The sequence below is a fragment of the Pseudomonas sp. NFX5 genome (assembly GCF_049132125.1).
In the GTDB taxonomy this organism is placed as follows: domain Bacteria; phylum Pseudomonadota; class Gammaproteobacteria; order Pseudomonadales; family Pseudomonadaceae; genus Aquipseudomonas; species Aquipseudomonas marginalis.
Map to the genome: position 1 here is coordinate 351,858 of NZ_JAFMZG010000028.1, position 15,887 is coordinate 367,744.

Sequence of the window (15,887 nt, forward strand, 5' to 3'; positions counted from 1 at the left end):
GGTTACAGGTAGATGATTTCGAGGGTGCCGGAGCCGTTGATGTACACCACGTTACGCAAGTCCAGGGCCTGGGTCGGCGCCAGGTAGGCCTTGAGGCGCACCGTGCCGGCCAGGTGCTGGATCGGTACCGGCCCCAACGTGCTGGCGGCGCGGTCGGTGAACCCCATGAGGCTGTTGGCGGCGATGGGGATCTGCCGGGCACTGGAACTGCTCCAGGCCACCCCGCCGCTGGTGGAGTCGGTGCGATACAGCGTGCCGAGGGCATCGGCGCTGAACTCGGCCGGGTCGATGTTCAGGTAGTAGCGCCCGATCTTGTTCTGGCTGGCGTCCAGGTCCAGGCCGTAGGCGGTTTCGTCGATGCCTCCGGTCGCCGAGCCGTTGCGGTTGTCATGCATCTTCAAGGCGAAGGGGGTGGCGGCGTCGCAACTGACAGAGAACTGCAAGGTGCGGGTGGGCAGTGGGGTTTCGTGGGTGGCGTTCAGGTCTTTGGCCGCCAGCGTGCCGTAATCCTCCAGCCCTCCGTTAGACAGCTGCGGTACACAGGCCACGGGAGCGAAATGCGCCTGCAGCGTCAGTTCGCGGTAGCGATCGCTGGGACGGTGGTAGACCGTGCCGGAAACTTCCCAGGTGGTGGCATCCCTGACGCGGGTGGCGGCGCTGTCGGCCCAGGCGTTGACGCTCAGTTGCAGCGAAAAGTGCTTGCCCCTCAGCAGCGTACCGTTCTGGACCGGCGCAATCCCGTGGCCCGGCCGCCAATCCAGGCTGTTGCCTGTGGCGACGGCAGGCTGGCCACTGGCGGGCAGCAATCCCAGGGCCACCGCCTGGCCATCCAGTACAGCGTCGCTGGCGTTGAGGGTGTAGCTGCCCTGCTCGGTAAATTGCCAGCGCTCTGGGCTTGCCGCCAGGGCGCGATAGAACAGGCTCGGGTCGGTGGGGTGCGGGCACGTGAACGTCAGGCTCAGGCGCCGCTCGCCGAGCAAACGCTGTGGGGCGCTGTCGCGCTGGGCGGCGCGGTTCATCAGGCCAAAATCCAGCAACGCCTCGCTGACGTTCAGGCGGCATTCGTCCTGGGCCAGGGCGCTATTGAGCGCGCCCATCAGCACGCAGGCGATGCCTAGTCGTAGGGCTGTCATCGATCATCCTCGGGGGTATGGCAGAGGGCGGGGGCGGTTTCGTAATACACCGTCGGATTCGCCTTGGCCGGCAATTCAAAGCGCAATTCACAGCGTTGTTTGCCTGCGGTGCCGACCCACAGCGTGGTGTGCTCCAGCACATTGGGCAGGAACACCTGGCTGCCGTCCTGGACCAGGGTGACGAATTCACCCTCGGCGGTGCTCACCGTGGCCCCACGGGGCAACGGCTGGTCCTGGTCGGTGCGTACCGTCAGCAGCAAGCGGCGCGTCAGCGCTACGCCGAACTCGACGCGATCCACCGCACCACGCCCGGCCGAGATCATTGCCAGGCCATTGTGGATATCGGCGTTGCGTGGCAGCGAGCGGGTCTGTACCTCGACCGGGCTGCGTCCGTACGCATTGACCTGGGAAACCACCGCCTGGCCTTGCCAATCGGTCCAGACCGGGCCGCTGGGGGTGCTGAGCTTGATGCCGCTCATGTCGCCCACCGACACCAGGGCGAAGGTGTCGCGCACCGGGTACGGCGAGAACGTCATCCCGCTGCCATGCACCACCATCGCGCCACGGGCACCGCCCTGGTAACTCGAGCGTTCGGCGTCGCTGCGGCTGTAGCTCAGGTCCAACTGGCTGTAGCGCGGCAGGGCGGACAGGCCCACGCTGGTCTCCACCTGGCGGTCACGGCTGTCGTACTCGGCGCTGACCCGGTAGTTGAGTTGGTCGTTGACCTGTTCGTTCAGGCCGAGCCCGGAACGGTGCTCGCCGCCCGAGTTGCGCACCCAGGCGCGGGCCCGGCGACTCTCGCCCAGGGGCAGGCTCAGGTTCAGGTACACCGCATTGTCCTGTTGCTGGCGCCCGCCCATCTGCCATTCGGCACTGGCCGACAGCGACACGCCGTTGACGCTCGTCCCCCAGGACGCCAGCGCGCGGCTGCTGTTGGCCCCGTCAAAATTGCTGGAGCGCGAGAGCCCGGCGCTGAATGCCCCGAGCCACGGGTGCGACCAGCCCAGGGTGGCGCTTTGTTGATCGCGATAGCGTGTGCTGCGGTGCCGGTCGGGTTGGGCTGCGTAGGTGGCTTCCTCCAGCTCGCGGTAGCCTGGGGTGCGCCAGGAGTTGGCGAGACTGAATGACCATTGTTCACCCAGGCGCTGGGCCCAGGAAAGATCGGTTTGTACACCCTGTGCCTTGTCGCGGGCCTGGGCATCGGAGAGTTGGCTGGCCAGCTGCAACTGGCTGTCCAGCCCGGGCAACCAGGCCATGCTTGCTCCCACTCCACGGTATTGGCTGGCGGCCAGCACGCCACCGCCCACGGACAATTGCGGATGCACGGCGCCGTTCCAGCCCGCACTGACCACCCACGGATCGTCACCTTGAGCGTTACCCATATTGCGCACGCGTCCTGCCGCCACCGAGTAACCGGCTGCCGGCAGCCCCAGGCCAAGCATCGCCGCCGGGACGGTGAAGCGCCGTTCGCCGCCTGTGCTTTCCTTGACCGTTACCTCCACATCCGAGCGGGTGTTCAAGCGCCGTACATCGGTGAGGGCGAACGGGCCGGCGGGGACCACCGTCGAGTGGATCAGCGCGCCGTTCTGCCGCACCTCGACCTGTGCGGGGCTGTTGGCGATGCCCTCGATGGTCGCGCCCTGCTCCTGGTCTTGCAGGGCTTGTTCGGTAAATACCTGCACGCCGGTGATCTGGGCGCCGGACAACACCGGGTTGTAGAGGCTGACTTGCCCGGCCTGCAGCACCGTTTGATAACGGGCAAAGGTGCGTTGGGCATAGGCTTCCAGGTGGGTGCTGCGTGACAGGCCATCCTGCCAGGTCTGCACCTGGCGGCTGCGCACGATCCAGTCGCCCGCATTGAAGCCGACCTCGGTATTGGCCGAGCCGAAACGGCTGGCGTCGTCGCCGAAGCGGTTGTAGAACCCGCTGAGGTCGTAGTTGAGCAGGCCCGCGACGCCGCCGGCCTGGTACTCCGAGATGTCCTGCTGCAGGGGGCGCAAGGCTTCGCTTGGCACCACCAGCGATACGGTAAGGCTGGCCGGGTCCGGCTCGACCAGGCTCTGCGGGAAGCGGGCGAGAAAGTCATGGCACGGGCCGCTGTCCGCCGGGACCCGCAGATTGGCGGTGTCCAGCAGCGCGCGGTCAAAGCACAGGGCGCCGTGCTCATCGAAACGTGCCTGCAGGCGGCCGCGGCGTTGCCCGTTGACCCGCAAGGTCACGGCGTGTGTGCCTGCCGTGAAGCGCGGGGCATCCAGTAGCAGGCTCGCCAGTTGCGGGTCGATGCCGCGCTGGTCCAGGGTCTTGGTATCAAAGCCTGCGTACTCGTCGGCCCGTACCTCTTCGGGGAACAAGGCAAAGGTCAACAGCAGCACGGGTAAGGCAAGGCGGGGTGGGGCGGCGGGCACGGCGTTGCCGTCACGATCATTCACGACTGTTTTCACCAAGGCATTCGAATATTGGGCGGCTGCGCGTCTTAGCGGCGCTTGTCAGGCCGTCACGTCGTCTTGCGTCAGGGGAGGGTGAGCGGCGCGTCGTAGGCGGCGACGGCGAAACCGTAAAGGGTGGCCGGTTGCAGTCTTACGGTGCGGGCGCCGGAGGCGGTTGCCGGTACACGCAGGCGCTCACCCGGCAACACATAGGTGCGCGGCAGCATCGCCTTGCCGTCGCCGGGCAGCAGGCGCAGTTCCTGGGCCAGCCGCACCACATACGGCGTGTCATTGCTGACCAGCAATTGGTTGTTTTCCAGGGACCAGGTCAAGCCGGTCCAGGGCGTGCGATTGGGCGCCAGGCCCTTGGGATGAATGATCACCGGCAGGTTCTGGCGCACGGTGACACCCACCCGTGCATGTCCGGCCTCGGCTGCGGGGCGGCCCTTGGGCATGCCTTCGAAAATCACGCGTTTGAGGCGCTGGCTCTTGAGCGGCAAATGATCTTGCAGGATGAAACGCACCAGTTGCGATTTCGTCGGTTCCACCCGCGACAACGGCGGGGTGACTACCAGCAAGGGCTCGTTGTCTTCCGGGATATCTTCCAGGGTCACGTGCAGCAGGGCCAGCTGACTGTCGGTGTTGGTCACCGAAACGCTGGCTTCGCCGTCGCTTTCGTAGACGATCACCACGGAGGTGTCGGGGACCATGCCATCAGCCCGGGCATTCATGCTGAACAGCAATGCCAGGGCGGCAATATTCAAAAGTAGCGTCGTCATGACGAGAGTTCCGTTGGGCAGGAGAGGAGTCAGAGGTAGCGCAGATCCAGGACGATGGAGCCATCCAGCGGCACCTCTTGATCCAGGGTCAGGTAGTTGGAAAAGTTGATCGAGGTTTCGATGTGCAGTTGGGCGCTCAGATGCCTGATGAAGTCCGGCTGGCGATCCCCCGGCAGGGCAAAACCGGTGTAGGCCTTGGGCGCGGCGTTGGGACGAGGTGTCCAGGTTTCACCGTTGTCGAGGGACATCAGCACCTGCATGGGTTGTGCGTCGCCCAGTGGGTTGCGATAGGACAGCGCCACGCCGCCGAGGCGCTCTTCAGGGGCATGGATGTTCCTGCCCAAGCCGAAGACCCCTGGGGCCAGCGCCGACTCCGCACGGTTGTCCAGGCCCACCAGTGCAAACAGCATGGGCCGGGCGCACTGTACGGACAGCTCCAGGAGTCGGCTCGGCATCAGGGTGAATTCATCACTGCTCAGCGTATGGGAGGGAATCTTGCCATGGTCGACCATACCGTCTTCCGACAGCTCGACGTGGCAGGCGTCCGGGGTCAACCGGCCGGTCACGGTGATATCGACGATAGAGGCGGCCCACGCCGGGGCGGCGAAGGTCAGTGTCAGCAGGGCAGCGAAAAGCGTGGCGGGCGTGTTCATAGGGCATCACTGGCTGGGAGACGTTGGCCGATCTGTAAGGGAGGCCATGGCAGAGCAGGCCTGGCATGGCATCCCCGGCATCACAGGTACTTCACTTCCAGGGTGGCCGACCCGTCGAGGGTGACCTCGTTGCTCAGGTCCAGGCTGTCCGTGCGGGCAATCGAGGTGCTGACCTCCATCTCCATGACCAATTCCTTCACGGGCACCGGCTGGGTGGTGTCATCCGTGGTGGCGACCGACATGTACAGGCCCGGGTCCCAGAACTTTTCCTTGTACCAGGTATTGCCCCCGTCGCCGGAAGCGATGGTTTCCACCTGTACGCCGTCGGCGACGGCGTTTTGCAACATCAGGTCGAACCAGCCCAGTTTTTGCGTACCGTTGATAAAGCCCAGTCCGAAGAGACTCGCCATTATTGCGGAGTCCGCGCGGTTATCGATCGCATTCAGGGCAAACGAGGTCGCACCATCACAGACCACCGCAATCGTCATGACGTTCTTACCGATGTGGGTAGGGTTGTCCGGGCGCAGGTCCTTGGCGGAAATCTTCCCGTGGTCGATGACGCCGCCGCCGGACAGGTTGGGGGTACAGGCGCTGGGCACGATCAGGCCCTTGACGGTCAGGTCCACGGTGGAGGCGGCATGGGCGGTGGCGCAGGTGAGCAGCATCAAGCTGGTGGCAGCGGCACTGAACAGGGTTTTCATGGTGAGCGAACTCCTTTCGATAGGCGGAATTACAGGTACTTGAGTTGAACGGTGGCGTGCCCGTCGATGGGGACTTCGTCCAGCAGGGTCAGGCGGTCGGCGGGGGCGACGTGGGTGTACAGGCGGATCTGCGCGTCAAAGTCGCGGACGGCGATGGGCACCAGGCCATTGCTGCTTGCAACGGCGGTCAGCCAGATATGGTTCAACTGGTTGGTGGGGGCCCAGCTCACCCCGCCATCGCTTGACGTAATGATGCGTACAGCCGCGCCGTCGGCCACGGGGGTGTAGAGGTGGAAGGTCGAGCCGCCGATCTTTTCATCGTTCGGGGTCATGCCCAGGCCATGCCAGTGATCATGGTTGGCCGAAGAACCGGCGCGGTTATCAATGGTGTTGAGGGTGAAAAATGTCGGCCCTTCGCAACGGACGCTCAATTGCATGTTCTGGTTGGGCAACACGGTGTGTTGCTCGGCATTGAGCGACTTGGCCGACATTTTCCCGAAGTCGACCACGCCGCCCCCGGAAATCAGTGGTGCGCAGGCGCTGGGCGTGATGCTGCCCTTGACGGTGAGGTCGGTATTGCTGGCGGCAAACACCGCTGGCGTAAACAACAGCAACAGTGCTGCGCGAGTGACAAATAGGTTCATAGGGGCAATCACCATTTGAGCAGGGTCGATGGACGCGGGGTAAGCACTACAGGTACTTCACTTCAAAGGTCGCAGAACCATCCAGTGCCACCTCGTTGGTGAGCGTCAGTGTGTTGGCCGGCGCGATCGCGGTGTTGAGCACAATCTCCACGCTCATGTCCTGCAGCGGGTGAGGCTGCCAGCCAATCGTTTCGTCCAGGCCTCCCAGTGCAATCAGGTAGTTGGGCTCAACGGTGTCGTCTTCTGCGAGCCACGTCCAACGGCCTTCGGTGTACGACACCAGCAAGGTCGACGGCTTGTCGGCGACGGGATTGCGCATGGTCAGGAAGTACCTGCCCAGTTTCTCCGTCTCGTTGATCAGGCCCAGTCCGAACGAGGCGGGGCGGGTAGAGGAGCCGGCACGGTTGTCGAAAGGCTTGATGGCAAACAGCGTCGATGCCTCGCAACTGACGGACAGTTGTACGGTTTGTGTGGGCAGCGGGGTCTGGCTGTCGAGGTTCAGGTCTTTCGCGGAAATTTTTCCGAAATCCACTGCGCCCGGCAGGTTGGGCGTACACGCACTGGGCGTGATCAAACCTTTGACCGTCAGATCCACCGTGCTGGCAGCCAAGACAGGCAAGGCACTGGTGAGCAACAGGGCGGCGCTGAACAGGGTGAGGGACTTGCTCATTTCTATAGGTTCCACTAAGGGGCTGGCTGATAAAGGCTTGCGCACGGCATCGTCCGAGCTTTTTGTGGAAGGCGGCGAGCAGGGCGGCGGGTGGTGTCTTGCTGGGATCGACGAAACGGGCCGATCCATCCCCTCTTTGGGGGTGGCGGCAATTTAGCCGGGGGGAGTGGCGAGGGAAATACAACTATTACGACAATCGGAGTAGTCAGTATTTGAGTGCAAGTTCGTGGGAATTAATGTTTTGGATTGTAGGAAAGTTGGGTTTTTCGTAGTTGTTGTATCGTCTTTTCCCTGTCCGCAAGGCTATTCATTGTTGCTTATGACAGTCACATGAGTGCCATGGGGATGTTGCACGCTGTTCGTTGATTTGGCTGTTGCAGCTTCCCGCTCCTGTTCAAGTGGATGTTGAGGAACTCATGGGCTGAGCAATCAATGTAAGCACAGTGAGGTGACCATGGTGACAAGGGTATTTTCCAAGCGAGTACCTGTCCTGAAGTTGGCACCCTCACCCTTGCCACCGTTGGTGGAGGAGCCGGTTCGTCGTCCAGGCACGATTGCATGGCCGACGCGAGCCAGCCTGATCGAGATTTTCGGCAGTGATGAGATGGTGAATCGGGCGGTGGCCAGCCTGATTGAGGAAGCACGGGAAGACGATACCTGGCTGGACCTGGCGCAGGCCCGCGCCGATGCGCCCTTGCTGGTGGAGCGATTGCACCGCTTGGTGGGCAGCCTGGCCTTCGTCGGCGGAGTCGACCTGGAGCGTTGCGGCGAGCAGTTGATTGCGCAGGTCCAGGCCGATGGTGTGGTGGCGAATACGCCGCAGTTGCAAGCCTTCCAGCGCAACTTGCGGGGGTACATGGCTTATCTGAGCCGGTTATGAGTCTTCGGGACTCAAAGGTTTGTAGGAGGTTATTACTGTGGGTTGGAAGTTTTGGGTGTAGGTAATTTCTTTTTATTTTGTAGGCGTAAAGTTGCCATCTATCAAACGCTGGGCGCGGTCCGGAACCGGCTGCATCGAGTGGTTGTTGAGACAAGAGGACACAGGTATTTTTGCGCCAATTCCAAGTTGCCATCATTCGTGGGTATTTATGTTGCGTGTAATTATTGCCGACGATCATCCCATTGTGCGCATCGGGCAACGGGTGGTGATTGAGGCGGGCGGTAGATGCACAGTGGTCGGTGAGGCCGACGGTCCCGATGAATTGCTCAAGTTGCTGGGCAGCGTGGCGTGTGACGTGCTGGTGACTGACTTCGCCATGCCCGGCGGCCAGCAGGCCGACGGCTACGGACTGCTGGGGCTGTTGCGGCGCCAGTACCCGACTTTGCCGGTGATTCTGGTCACCATGTTCGCCAATGTGGCGACGCTGCGTGCGTCCTTTGCCCACGGGGCACGGGCGATTGTCGCCAAGAGCGCCTCGGCCCGGGAGCTGCCCACCGCTATCGCGACAGTGACCAGGGGCGAGACGTTTGTCAGTGAATGCCTGCGCGCGCAGTTGGTGGAGGCGGGCACCGGCGATCAGCTGCAACAGCCGCAGCTATCCGGCAAGGAGCGCGAAGTGGTCAGGATGCTGGCCAGCGGCATGACCGTCAGCCAGATTGCGGCCCGGGTCAATCGCAGTATTTCCACGATCAGCAAGCAGAAAAGCACGGCCATGAGCCGGCTGTGCATCTCCACCGATGTGGACCTGTTTGCCTACGCCCGCAGCTGCGGCATGGTGCCGTAGCGCCGGGTGGGGCATTCCCGGTGTAAATGGCGATAGAGTTTTACCGGCGCCCGGACTATCTTGGACGGCTTATAACCCCTGGTCTGGAACCTGCCCATGAGCGACGCACACAACGCCCTGATCACCGAGTTCTACAGCGCTTTCCAGCGGCTGGATGCCGAGGCCATGGCGGCCTGCTACACCGAGGATGTGCTGTTCAGCGACCCGGCCTTCGGTGAGTTGCGCGGGCGTGACGCCGGCGATATGTGGCGCATGCTCACCACCCGGGCCAAGGATTTCTCCCTGACGTTCGACCATGTGCGCAGCGATGAAACCACCGGCAGCGCGCATTGGGTCGCGACCTACCTGTTCAGCGCCACCGGTAACACGGTGGTCAACGATATCGGCGCGCGGTTTGTGTTTCGCGATGGCAAGATCTGCGAACACCACGACCACTTCGATCTGTGGCGCTGGTCGCGCCAGGCCCTGGGCCTCAAGGGCCTGTTGCTGGGCTGGTCGCCGGCCCTGAAAAACGCCGTGCGTGCCCAGGCGCTCAAAGGTCTCAGGGCATTCCAGGCCGGTCGTTGATAAGCTTGGCGCTCTTCTGGTTTGCCGAATCGACCCGTGACTGATCCTTCTGAACCCAAACCCTGGTTTGTGTACCTTGTACGCGCCGCCAATGGCGCGTTGTATTGCGGCATCAGCAATGACCCGGTGCGCCGTTTTGCCGCGCATCAGAGCGGCAAGGGCGCACGGTTTTTCCTGTCCAGCCCGGCGGTCGCCCTGGTGTACACGGAGCAATGCGCGAGCAAAGGCGAGGCGTTGCGCCAGGAGCGCTTGATCAAGAAGTTGAAGAAAAGCGCCAAGGAGTGCCTGGCCGCAAGTGGCTCATTGATTTGACTGATGGGTTCCCATCGTCCCCGCCCGGGGTTTTGCAGGCTAAGCTAGCCGCTCACCTATCGAGCGGAGCCTGGCATGTCTGAGTTGATTCTCCACCATTACCCGCAGTCCCCTTTTGCTGAAAAAGCCCGCCTGATGCTGGGCTTCAAGGGCTTGTCCTGGCATTCCGTGCGCATCTCGCCGGTGATGCCCAAGCCTGACCTCACCGCCTTGACCGGCGGCTATCGCAAGACGCCGGTGCTGCAAGTCGGTGCCGACATCTACTGCGACACCGCCTTGATCGCCCGCCGCCTGGAGCAGGAAAAATCCGCCCCGACGCTGTTTCCCCAAGGCCTGGAACTGGTTACCCAAGGCTTCGCCGCCTGGGCCGACTCGGTAGTGTTTTCCCATGCCGTGGCGCTGGTGTTCCAGCCTGAATCCCTGGCCGTCAAATTTGCCAAGGTACCGCCGCAAATGCTCCAGGTGCTGGTGGCTGACCGCAGCAAATTGTTCAGCGGTGGCACCGCCGCCCGCGTGCAACTGGACCAGGCCAAGCATCAATGGCCGGCGATCATCCATCGTATCGATCAGCAATTGCAGCACCCGACGGGGGACTTCCTGTTTGGTGAACCGTCGATTGCCGACTTTGCCCTGGCCCATCCGCTGTGGTTCCTCAAGGGCTCATCGGTGACTGCGCCGTTGGTGGATGCGTATCCCGCTGTGGCGGCGTGGCTGGACCGCGTACTGAGCTTTGGCCATGGCACTGCCAGTGAGATCAGCGCCGAGCAAGCGCTGGAAGTGGCGCGTAACGCTACGCCCACTGCGCTGTCCGATGAGGTTTTCGAGGACTTGAACGGCTTCAAACCCGGCCAGCAGGTGACCATCTCGGCCACTGACTACGGCACCGACCCCGTGGCCGGTGAACTGCTGTTTGCCGGGCGCGAAGAGCTGATCCTGCGTCGCACCGATGAACGCGCCGGCACCGTGCATGTGCATTTCCCACGCTTGGGTTTTTGCATTCAGGCGCAATAAATAAAAATATTTGCAAATAAAGGTGAGGTAAACCGTCAGTCCATCCGTGTAGTGCTTGAAACTGCGATCTATTCGCATTAACAGCGTTTTCTACACGGGTTCTCACAGCATGAAGTCGACGGCGGGCGGTTTGGTTAAACAGTGGCTGGGAGCCTCGGTATTGGCGGTGTCGGGGCTGGCATTGCTGCCCCTCGGCGTGGCGCAGGCGCAGGCGCAGCAAAGCGCCCGGTTCACCTTTGCCCAGGCTGCCAAGCCGCTGCCCCAGGCCTTGAGCGATTTCAGCCGGGTCACCGGGATCAGCGTGATCTACACCGATGAAGCGCCCTATGGCCTCAGTGCCCCGGCGGTCAGCGGGCAAATGAGTGCGACCCAGGCCCTGCAACGTCTGCTGGGCAACTCCGGTTTCACTTTCCGCCAGATCGATGCCCGCACCCTGGCTCTGGAACCCGTGCCCACCGAGGGCGCGCTCAACCTCGGCGCGACCACCATCAGCGGTGTCGGCCAAACCGAGGACAGCACCAGCTACCAGCCCCCGCCCACCAGCTCGGTGATGCGTTCCCGCGCGTTGCTGCTGGAAACCCCGCAGACCGTCAACGTGGTCCCCGCCCAAGTGTTGCGCGACCAGACCCCGCGCAACCTGGATGACGCCCTGGCCAATATCAGCGGCATTACCCAGGCCAACACCCTGGCCAGCACCCAGGACGCGGTGATGCTGCGCGGCTTCGGCGATAACCGTAACGGCTCGATCATGCGCGATGGCATGCCGGTGGTGCAGGGCCGGGCGTTGAATTCAACCGCAGAACGGGTCGAAGTGCTCAAGGGCCCGTCGTCGCTGCTGTATGGCATCCAGGACCCGGGCGGCGTGGTCAATATCGTCAGCAAAAAACCGCAACTGACCCAGGCCACGTCCCTGACCGTGCGCGGCTCGACTTTCGGGGATGGCAAGAACGGCAGCGGCGGCAACCTCGACACCACCGGCCCCATCGGCGATTCGGGCCTGGCCTATCGCCTGATCGTCGACCATGAAGACGAAGACTACTGGCGCAATTTCGGCACCCACCGCGAGTCGCTGGTGGCGCCGTCCCTGGCCTGGTACGGCGATACCACCAAGTTGTTGTTCGCCTACGAACACCGCGAATTTCTCTCGCCGTTCGACCGCGGCACGGCCATCGACAAGTCCAACCACCCGCTGGACATCCCGGCCACTCGTCGTCTGGATGAGCCGTTCAATAACATGGAAGGCCGTTCCGACCTGTACCGTTTCGAAGCCGACCACGACTTGAACGACGACTGGAAAGCTCATTTCGGCTACAGCTGGAACCGTGAAACCTACGACGCCAGCCAGGTGCGCGTCAGTGCGGTGAACACCAACGGCACCCTGACCCGCAAGATGGACGGGACCAAGGGCGCGATCACCACTGACCGTTTCGCCACAGCCAGCCTGGAAGGCAAGGTCAATGTGCTGGGCATGCAGCATGACCTGGTGTTCGGCCTGGACGACGAGTACCGCAAGATCTACCGCGCCGACCTGATTCGCCAGAACTCGCGCGGCACCTTCAACTACAACAACCCGGTGTACGGCAACGAAGTCGCGGGCACCACCGTCAGCGCCGCCGACAGCGCCCAGACCGACCTGTTGCGCAGCGACTCGCTGTTCTTCCAGGACGCGATTCACCTGACCGACCAGTGGATCTTCGTGGCCGGTGCGCGCTATCAGATGTATGACCAGTACGCCGGCAAAGGCGTGCCGTTCAAGGCCAACACCGACGGCAACGGCCAGGCCTGGGTGCCGCGTGCCGGTCTGGTGTACCGCTACACCGATGAGTTGTCGTTCTACGGCAGCTACACCGAGTCGTTCAAGCCCAACTCCACCATCGCTGCCTTGGCCGATGGCAGCACGTTGACCGGCGACCTCACGCCGGAGGAATCCAAGTCGTGGGAGCTGGGCGCCAAGCTCGACATCCCCGGGCGCATCACCGCCAGCGCGGCGTTGTTCACTATCGACAAGCGCAATGTGCTGGTGTCGGTGGGCTCCGGCGCCAACACCATCTACAGCATCGCAGGGCAGGTGCGTTCCCGTGGCCTGGAACTGGATGCCAGCGGCCAGTTGACCGACAAGTGGAGCCTGATCGGCAGCTACGCCTTCACCGACGCCGAAGACATCAAGGACAACGACCCGACACTGGAAGGCAACCGCCTGCAAAACGTGGCCAAGCACACCGGCTCGCTGTCGGTGGCCTACGACTTCGGCAACATTTTCGGCGGCGATCAGTTACGCGTGGGCACCGGTGCGCGCTATGTCGGCGAGCGCGCAGGCGACGCCGCCAACGACTTCAACCTGCCGGGCTACACCGTGGCGGACGCCTTCGCCACGTACGACACCAGGATCGACGGGCAGAAGGTCAAGTTCCAGGTCAACGTGAAGAACCTGTTCGACCGCGTTTACTACACCTCGGCGGCCAGTCGCCTGTTTGTGTCCATGGGCGATGCGCGGCAGGTATCGGTGTCCAGCACCCTGGAGTTCTAAAACCTGGCGGGCTCCCTATGGCAAGTGTGCTCCTTGTGGTGGGCAGGCTTCCTCTGGTAAGCGGGCCTCCTGTGGTGAGCGGGCTTCCTCTGGTGAGTGGGCCTCCTGTGGTGAGCGGGCTTCCTCTGGTGAGTGGGCCTCCTGTGGTGAGCGGGCTTCCTCTGGTGAGTGGGCCTCCTGTGGTGAGCGGGCTTCCTCTGGTGAGTGGGCTTCCTGTGGTAAGTGGGCTTCCTGTGGTGAGCGGGCTTGCCCCGCGTTGGGCTGCGAAGCAGCCCCAAAACAGACTCTGCGGTGCTCCTGAAAAAACACGACGGCATCAGTAAGGGCGGCTTCGCCACCCAACGCGGGATAAGCCCGCTCGCCACAAAGGTACGGAGCTGTTAGCGTTGCGGCCACCCATGGCTTTGCGGAACACGTTACTGATGCATTTTGGAAGATGGCTGCACCTGCTGTGCCTGAGCGTTTTACTGGGCGGCTGCGCGAGTGTTTCGCAGCCATCCACGCCTTCAACCCTGGATCAGCTGTTGGCCGATCCAGTCCTCAACGGCGCCACGGTTTCCGTCATGGTGCGCGACGCCCGCAGCGGCAGTACCCTCTATCAGCACAACCCGCGCACCCGTCTGATTCCGGCGTCCAACCTCAAGTTGCTCACCACCGCTGCGGCGATGGATGTGCTGGGGCCGCACTACCGTTTTTCCACCCAGCTGTTGAGCAACGGCACCCAGCAAGGCGAGCGCCTGGCCGGTAACCTGTACCTGCGTGGCTTGGGCGACCCGACCACGCAATTCGCCGATTACCAGGCATTGGCGGCCCAGCTGGCGAGCCGGGGCGTGCGCCAGGTGCAAGGCGACCTGGTGTTCGACGACACCTGGTTCGATGCCGAGCGCCTGGGCGTGGATTGGGCGCAAGACGATGAGACCACCTACTACGGCGCGCAGATTTCGGCGTTGACGGTGTCGCCGAATGCGGATTTTGACGCAGGCACCTTACTCGTCACGGCAAAGGCTCCCGTCGCCCTCGGCCAGCCAGTGAACGTGGTGGTGAGCCCGCCCACCGACTACGTACAACTGAGCAACCGTGCCGTCAGCGGCCCCGGCAACAGCTACGCCATCACCCGCCAGCACGGCACCAACCTGCTGCAACTCAGCGGCGCGCTCGCCCCGGGCAAGCAAAGTCGGCAGTGGGTGAGTGTGTGGGAACCGACGCAACTGGTGGCCAATCTGTTTGAGCAGGCGCTGGCGCAGCAAGGTATCCAGGTGCTCGGGCGGCGCGTGATCGGGGGGGCCAGCCCTGGGACGGCGACGGTGTTGGTCGAGCATCAATCGGCGCCGTTGCAGGACTTGATCACACCGCTGCTCAAGCTCTCGAACAACAACATGTCCGAAGCCCTGCTCAAGGCCATGGGCCGCAAAACCGCCAACGCGGGCACTGCGGCAGCGGGCGTGGCGGCGGTGGCGGCGTTCATGCAGCGCCAGGGCCTGGCCCCGGCGACGCTCAGCCAGGTAGATGGCTCAGGCTTGTCGCGACGCAACCTGGTGTCGGCGCAGAACCTGACGGACCTGCTGCTGGTCACCGCCAGGCAACCCTGGTTCGACGCCTGGTACAACGCCTTGCCGATTGCCGGCAATGCCGACCGTATGACCGGCGGCAGCCTGCGTTATCGCCTGCGCGGGACGGCTGCCGAAAACAACCTGCACGCTATGACCGGCTCCATGACCGGCGTATCATCGTTGAGCGGCTATATCACCGATGCCGAGGGGCGACGCCTGGTGTTTTCGATAATCAGCAATAACTACCTCAGTGACGCAGCCCCTGTCCGCGCCCTCGAGAACCGCCTGGCGCTGGCCCTGGCCCAGTGGCACGACTAGTTCAGGGCTGGTAACCCATCCGCCAACTCACGGCTCGGGTCGCCGCCAGCAAGCGTTGCGCCGCCGGGCCATCTTCGTCGGCGTGGAACAGCGAGGTGGGGCCGACCACGGTCATCACCGCCGCCACGTGCCCGACCGCGTTGAATACCGGTGCCGACAGCGCATCCACCCCCGGCATCAGCAGGCCATGCACAAAGTGCAGGCCACGGTTGCGGATTTGTTCGCAGGTGGTGGCGTAAGCCTGGTCGTCGGCGAGGGCATGGGCGGTGCCGGCCTGGATTTCACGCTCACGCAACTCGACGGTTTCCCGCGACGGCAGGAAGGCACTGAACACCAACCCGGTGGATGAACTGAGCAGGGGCAACACCGAACCCAATTGCGTCACCACTGTCACGGCGCGCACGGCCGGTTCGATCTGCACCACCGTCGCGCCCTGGTTGCCCCATACCGCCAGGAAGCAGGTTTCATTCAACTCGTCGCGCAGCTCTGCCAGGGGCATCGCGCCGACTTTCAGCACGTCCATGCTGCCCAGCGCGGCCAGGCCCACGCGCAACGCCTCGCGTCCCAGGCCGTAATGGTTGGTGGCGGCGTTCTGTTCGGCAAAACCCGAGGCGATCAGCGCCTGTAAATAACGGTGCACCTTGCTCGCCGGCATCTGCACGTGGTCGGCCAGCCGCGACAACGACGTGGAGGGCGACAGTTCGGCCAGGGCCTTGAGGATATCGGTGCCCACTTCGGCCGAGCGGACTTTCTGTTTACCGGTGTCGCGGGGCTTTTCCATGGAGGGGCGAGAATCCGAGAGATGAATGGGCGTCTTTATAGCTTGACGGTCGATAGTGATCAAATTACGTTATGCGTAACTGGATTACGAT

At 63.2% G+C, this 15,887-nt stretch carries 15 protein-coding genes; 7 read left to right on the forward strand and 8 right to left on the reverse strand.

What is annotated here, in order from left to right; genetic code table 11:
• Positions 1-2 precede the first annotated feature (2 nt).
• From J1N02_RS18740 to J1N02_RS18770, 7 genes are all read right to left on the reverse strand, one after another.
• A complete protein-coding gene (locus tag J1N02_RS18740) occupies positions 3-1,133 on the reverse strand; it encodes a DUF1120 domain-containing protein (RefSeq protein WP_421147561.1) in 1,131 nt (376 codons plus the stop codon).
• Entirely contained in the window at positions 1,130-3,562 is a 2,433-nt protein-coding gene (locus J1N02_RS18745) for a fimbria/pilus outer membrane usher protein (protein WP_421147562.1), read from the reverse strand. The genes J1N02_RS18740 and J1N02_RS18745 overlap by 4 nt, the downstream gene beginning before the upstream one ends.
• An 80-nt stretch (positions 3,563-3,642) precedes the next feature.
• The gene (locus J1N02_RS18750; protein WP_368960717.1) at positions 3,643-4,338 is read right to left on the reverse strand and encodes a fimbria/pilus chaperone family protein; all 696 of its coding nucleotides are present in this window, start codon (positions 4,336-4,338) and stop codon (positions 3,643-3,645) included.
• Positions 4,339-4,367: 29 nt separating this feature from the next.
• Positions 4,368-4,991 carry a DUF1120 domain-containing protein gene (locus J1N02_RS18755; protein WP_027604705.1) on the reverse strand — a complete coding sequence of 208 codons (624 nt, stop codon included), beginning with the start codon at positions 4,989-4,991 and terminating at the stop codon, positions 4,368-4,370.
• A gap of 80 nt (positions 4,992-5,071) precedes the next feature.
• Positions 5,072-5,692 (reverse strand): DUF1120 domain-containing protein, encoded by a 621-nt coding sequence (locus tag J1N02_RS18760; protein WP_027604704.1) that lies wholly within the window; start codon positions 5,690-5,692, stop codon positions 5,072-5,074.
• Between the two features lie 29 nt (positions 5,693-5,721).
• Positions 5,722-6,336, reverse strand: a complete 615-nt coding sequence (locus J1N02_RS18765; RefSeq protein ID WP_421147563.1) for a DUF1120 domain-containing protein — start codon at positions 6,334-6,336, stop codon at positions 5,722-5,724.
• 46 nt (positions 6,337-6,382) lie between these two features.
• Entirely contained in the window at positions 6,383-7,006 is a 624-nt protein-coding gene (locus J1N02_RS18770) for a DUF1120 domain-containing protein (protein WP_027604702.1), read from the reverse strand.
• A 454-nt stretch (positions 7,007-7,460) separates the two neighbouring features.
• Here J1N02_RS18770 and J1N02_RS18775 point away from each other — a divergent pair, with 454 nt between their 5' ends.
• The 7 genes from J1N02_RS18775 to dacB all read left to right on the forward strand — a co-directional run bounded on the left by J1N02_RS18775 (position 7,461) and on the right by dacB (position 15,015).
• Positions 7,461-7,886: a hypothetical protein gene (locus J1N02_RS18775; RefSeq protein ID WP_421147564.1), complete on the forward strand. Its 426-nt coding sequence runs from the start codon at positions 7,461-7,463 to the stop codon at positions 7,884-7,886.
• A gap of 208 nt (positions 7,887-8,094) precedes the next feature.
• A complete protein-coding gene (locus J1N02_RS18780) occupies positions 8,095-8,730 on the forward strand; it encodes a response regulator (RefSeq protein WP_368960723.1) in 636 nt (211 codons plus the stop codon).
• A 96-nt stretch (positions 8,731-8,826) separates the two neighbouring features.
• Positions 8,827-9,297, forward strand: coding sequence for a nuclear transport factor 2 family protein (locus J1N02_RS18785; protein WP_065938610.1), 471 nt, complete (start codon positions 8,827-8,829; stop codon positions 9,295-9,297).
• A 36-nt stretch (positions 9,298-9,333) separates the two neighbouring features.
• Positions 9,334-9,609 (forward strand): GIY-YIG nuclease family protein, encoded by a 276-nt coding sequence (locus J1N02_RS18790; protein ID WP_027604699.1) that lies wholly within the window; start codon positions 9,334-9,336, stop codon positions 9,607-9,609.
• 75 nt (positions 9,610-9,684) lie between these two features.
• Positions 9,685-10,620 (forward strand): glutathione S-transferase family protein, encoded by a 936-nt coding sequence (locus J1N02_RS18795; protein WP_421147565.1) that lies wholly within the window; start codon positions 9,685-9,687, stop codon positions 10,618-10,620.
• A gap of 109 nt (positions 10,621-10,729) precedes the next feature.
• Positions 10,730-13,147, forward strand: coding sequence for a TonB-dependent siderophore receptor (locus J1N02_RS18800; RefSeq protein WP_421147566.1), 2,418 nt, complete (start codon positions 10,730-10,732; stop codon positions 13,145-13,147).
• Between the two features lie 422 nt (positions 13,148-13,569).
• On the forward strand, positions 13,570-15,015 hold the full coding sequence (gene dacB, locus J1N02_RS18805; RefSeq protein WP_421147567.1) for a D-alanyl-D-alanine carboxypeptidase/D-alanyl-D-alanine endopeptidase: 1,446 nt from the start codon (positions 13,570-13,572) through the stop codon (positions 15,013-15,015).
• Position 15,016: 1 nt separating this feature from the next.
• On the opposite strand, the gene J1N02_RS18810 is transcribed toward dacB, so the two are convergent.
• A complete protein-coding gene (locus tag J1N02_RS18810; protein WP_027604695.1) occupies positions 15,017-15,796 on the reverse strand; it encodes an IclR family transcriptional regulator in 780 nt (259 codons plus the stop codon).
• Positions 15,797-15,887 lie beyond the last annotated feature (91 nt).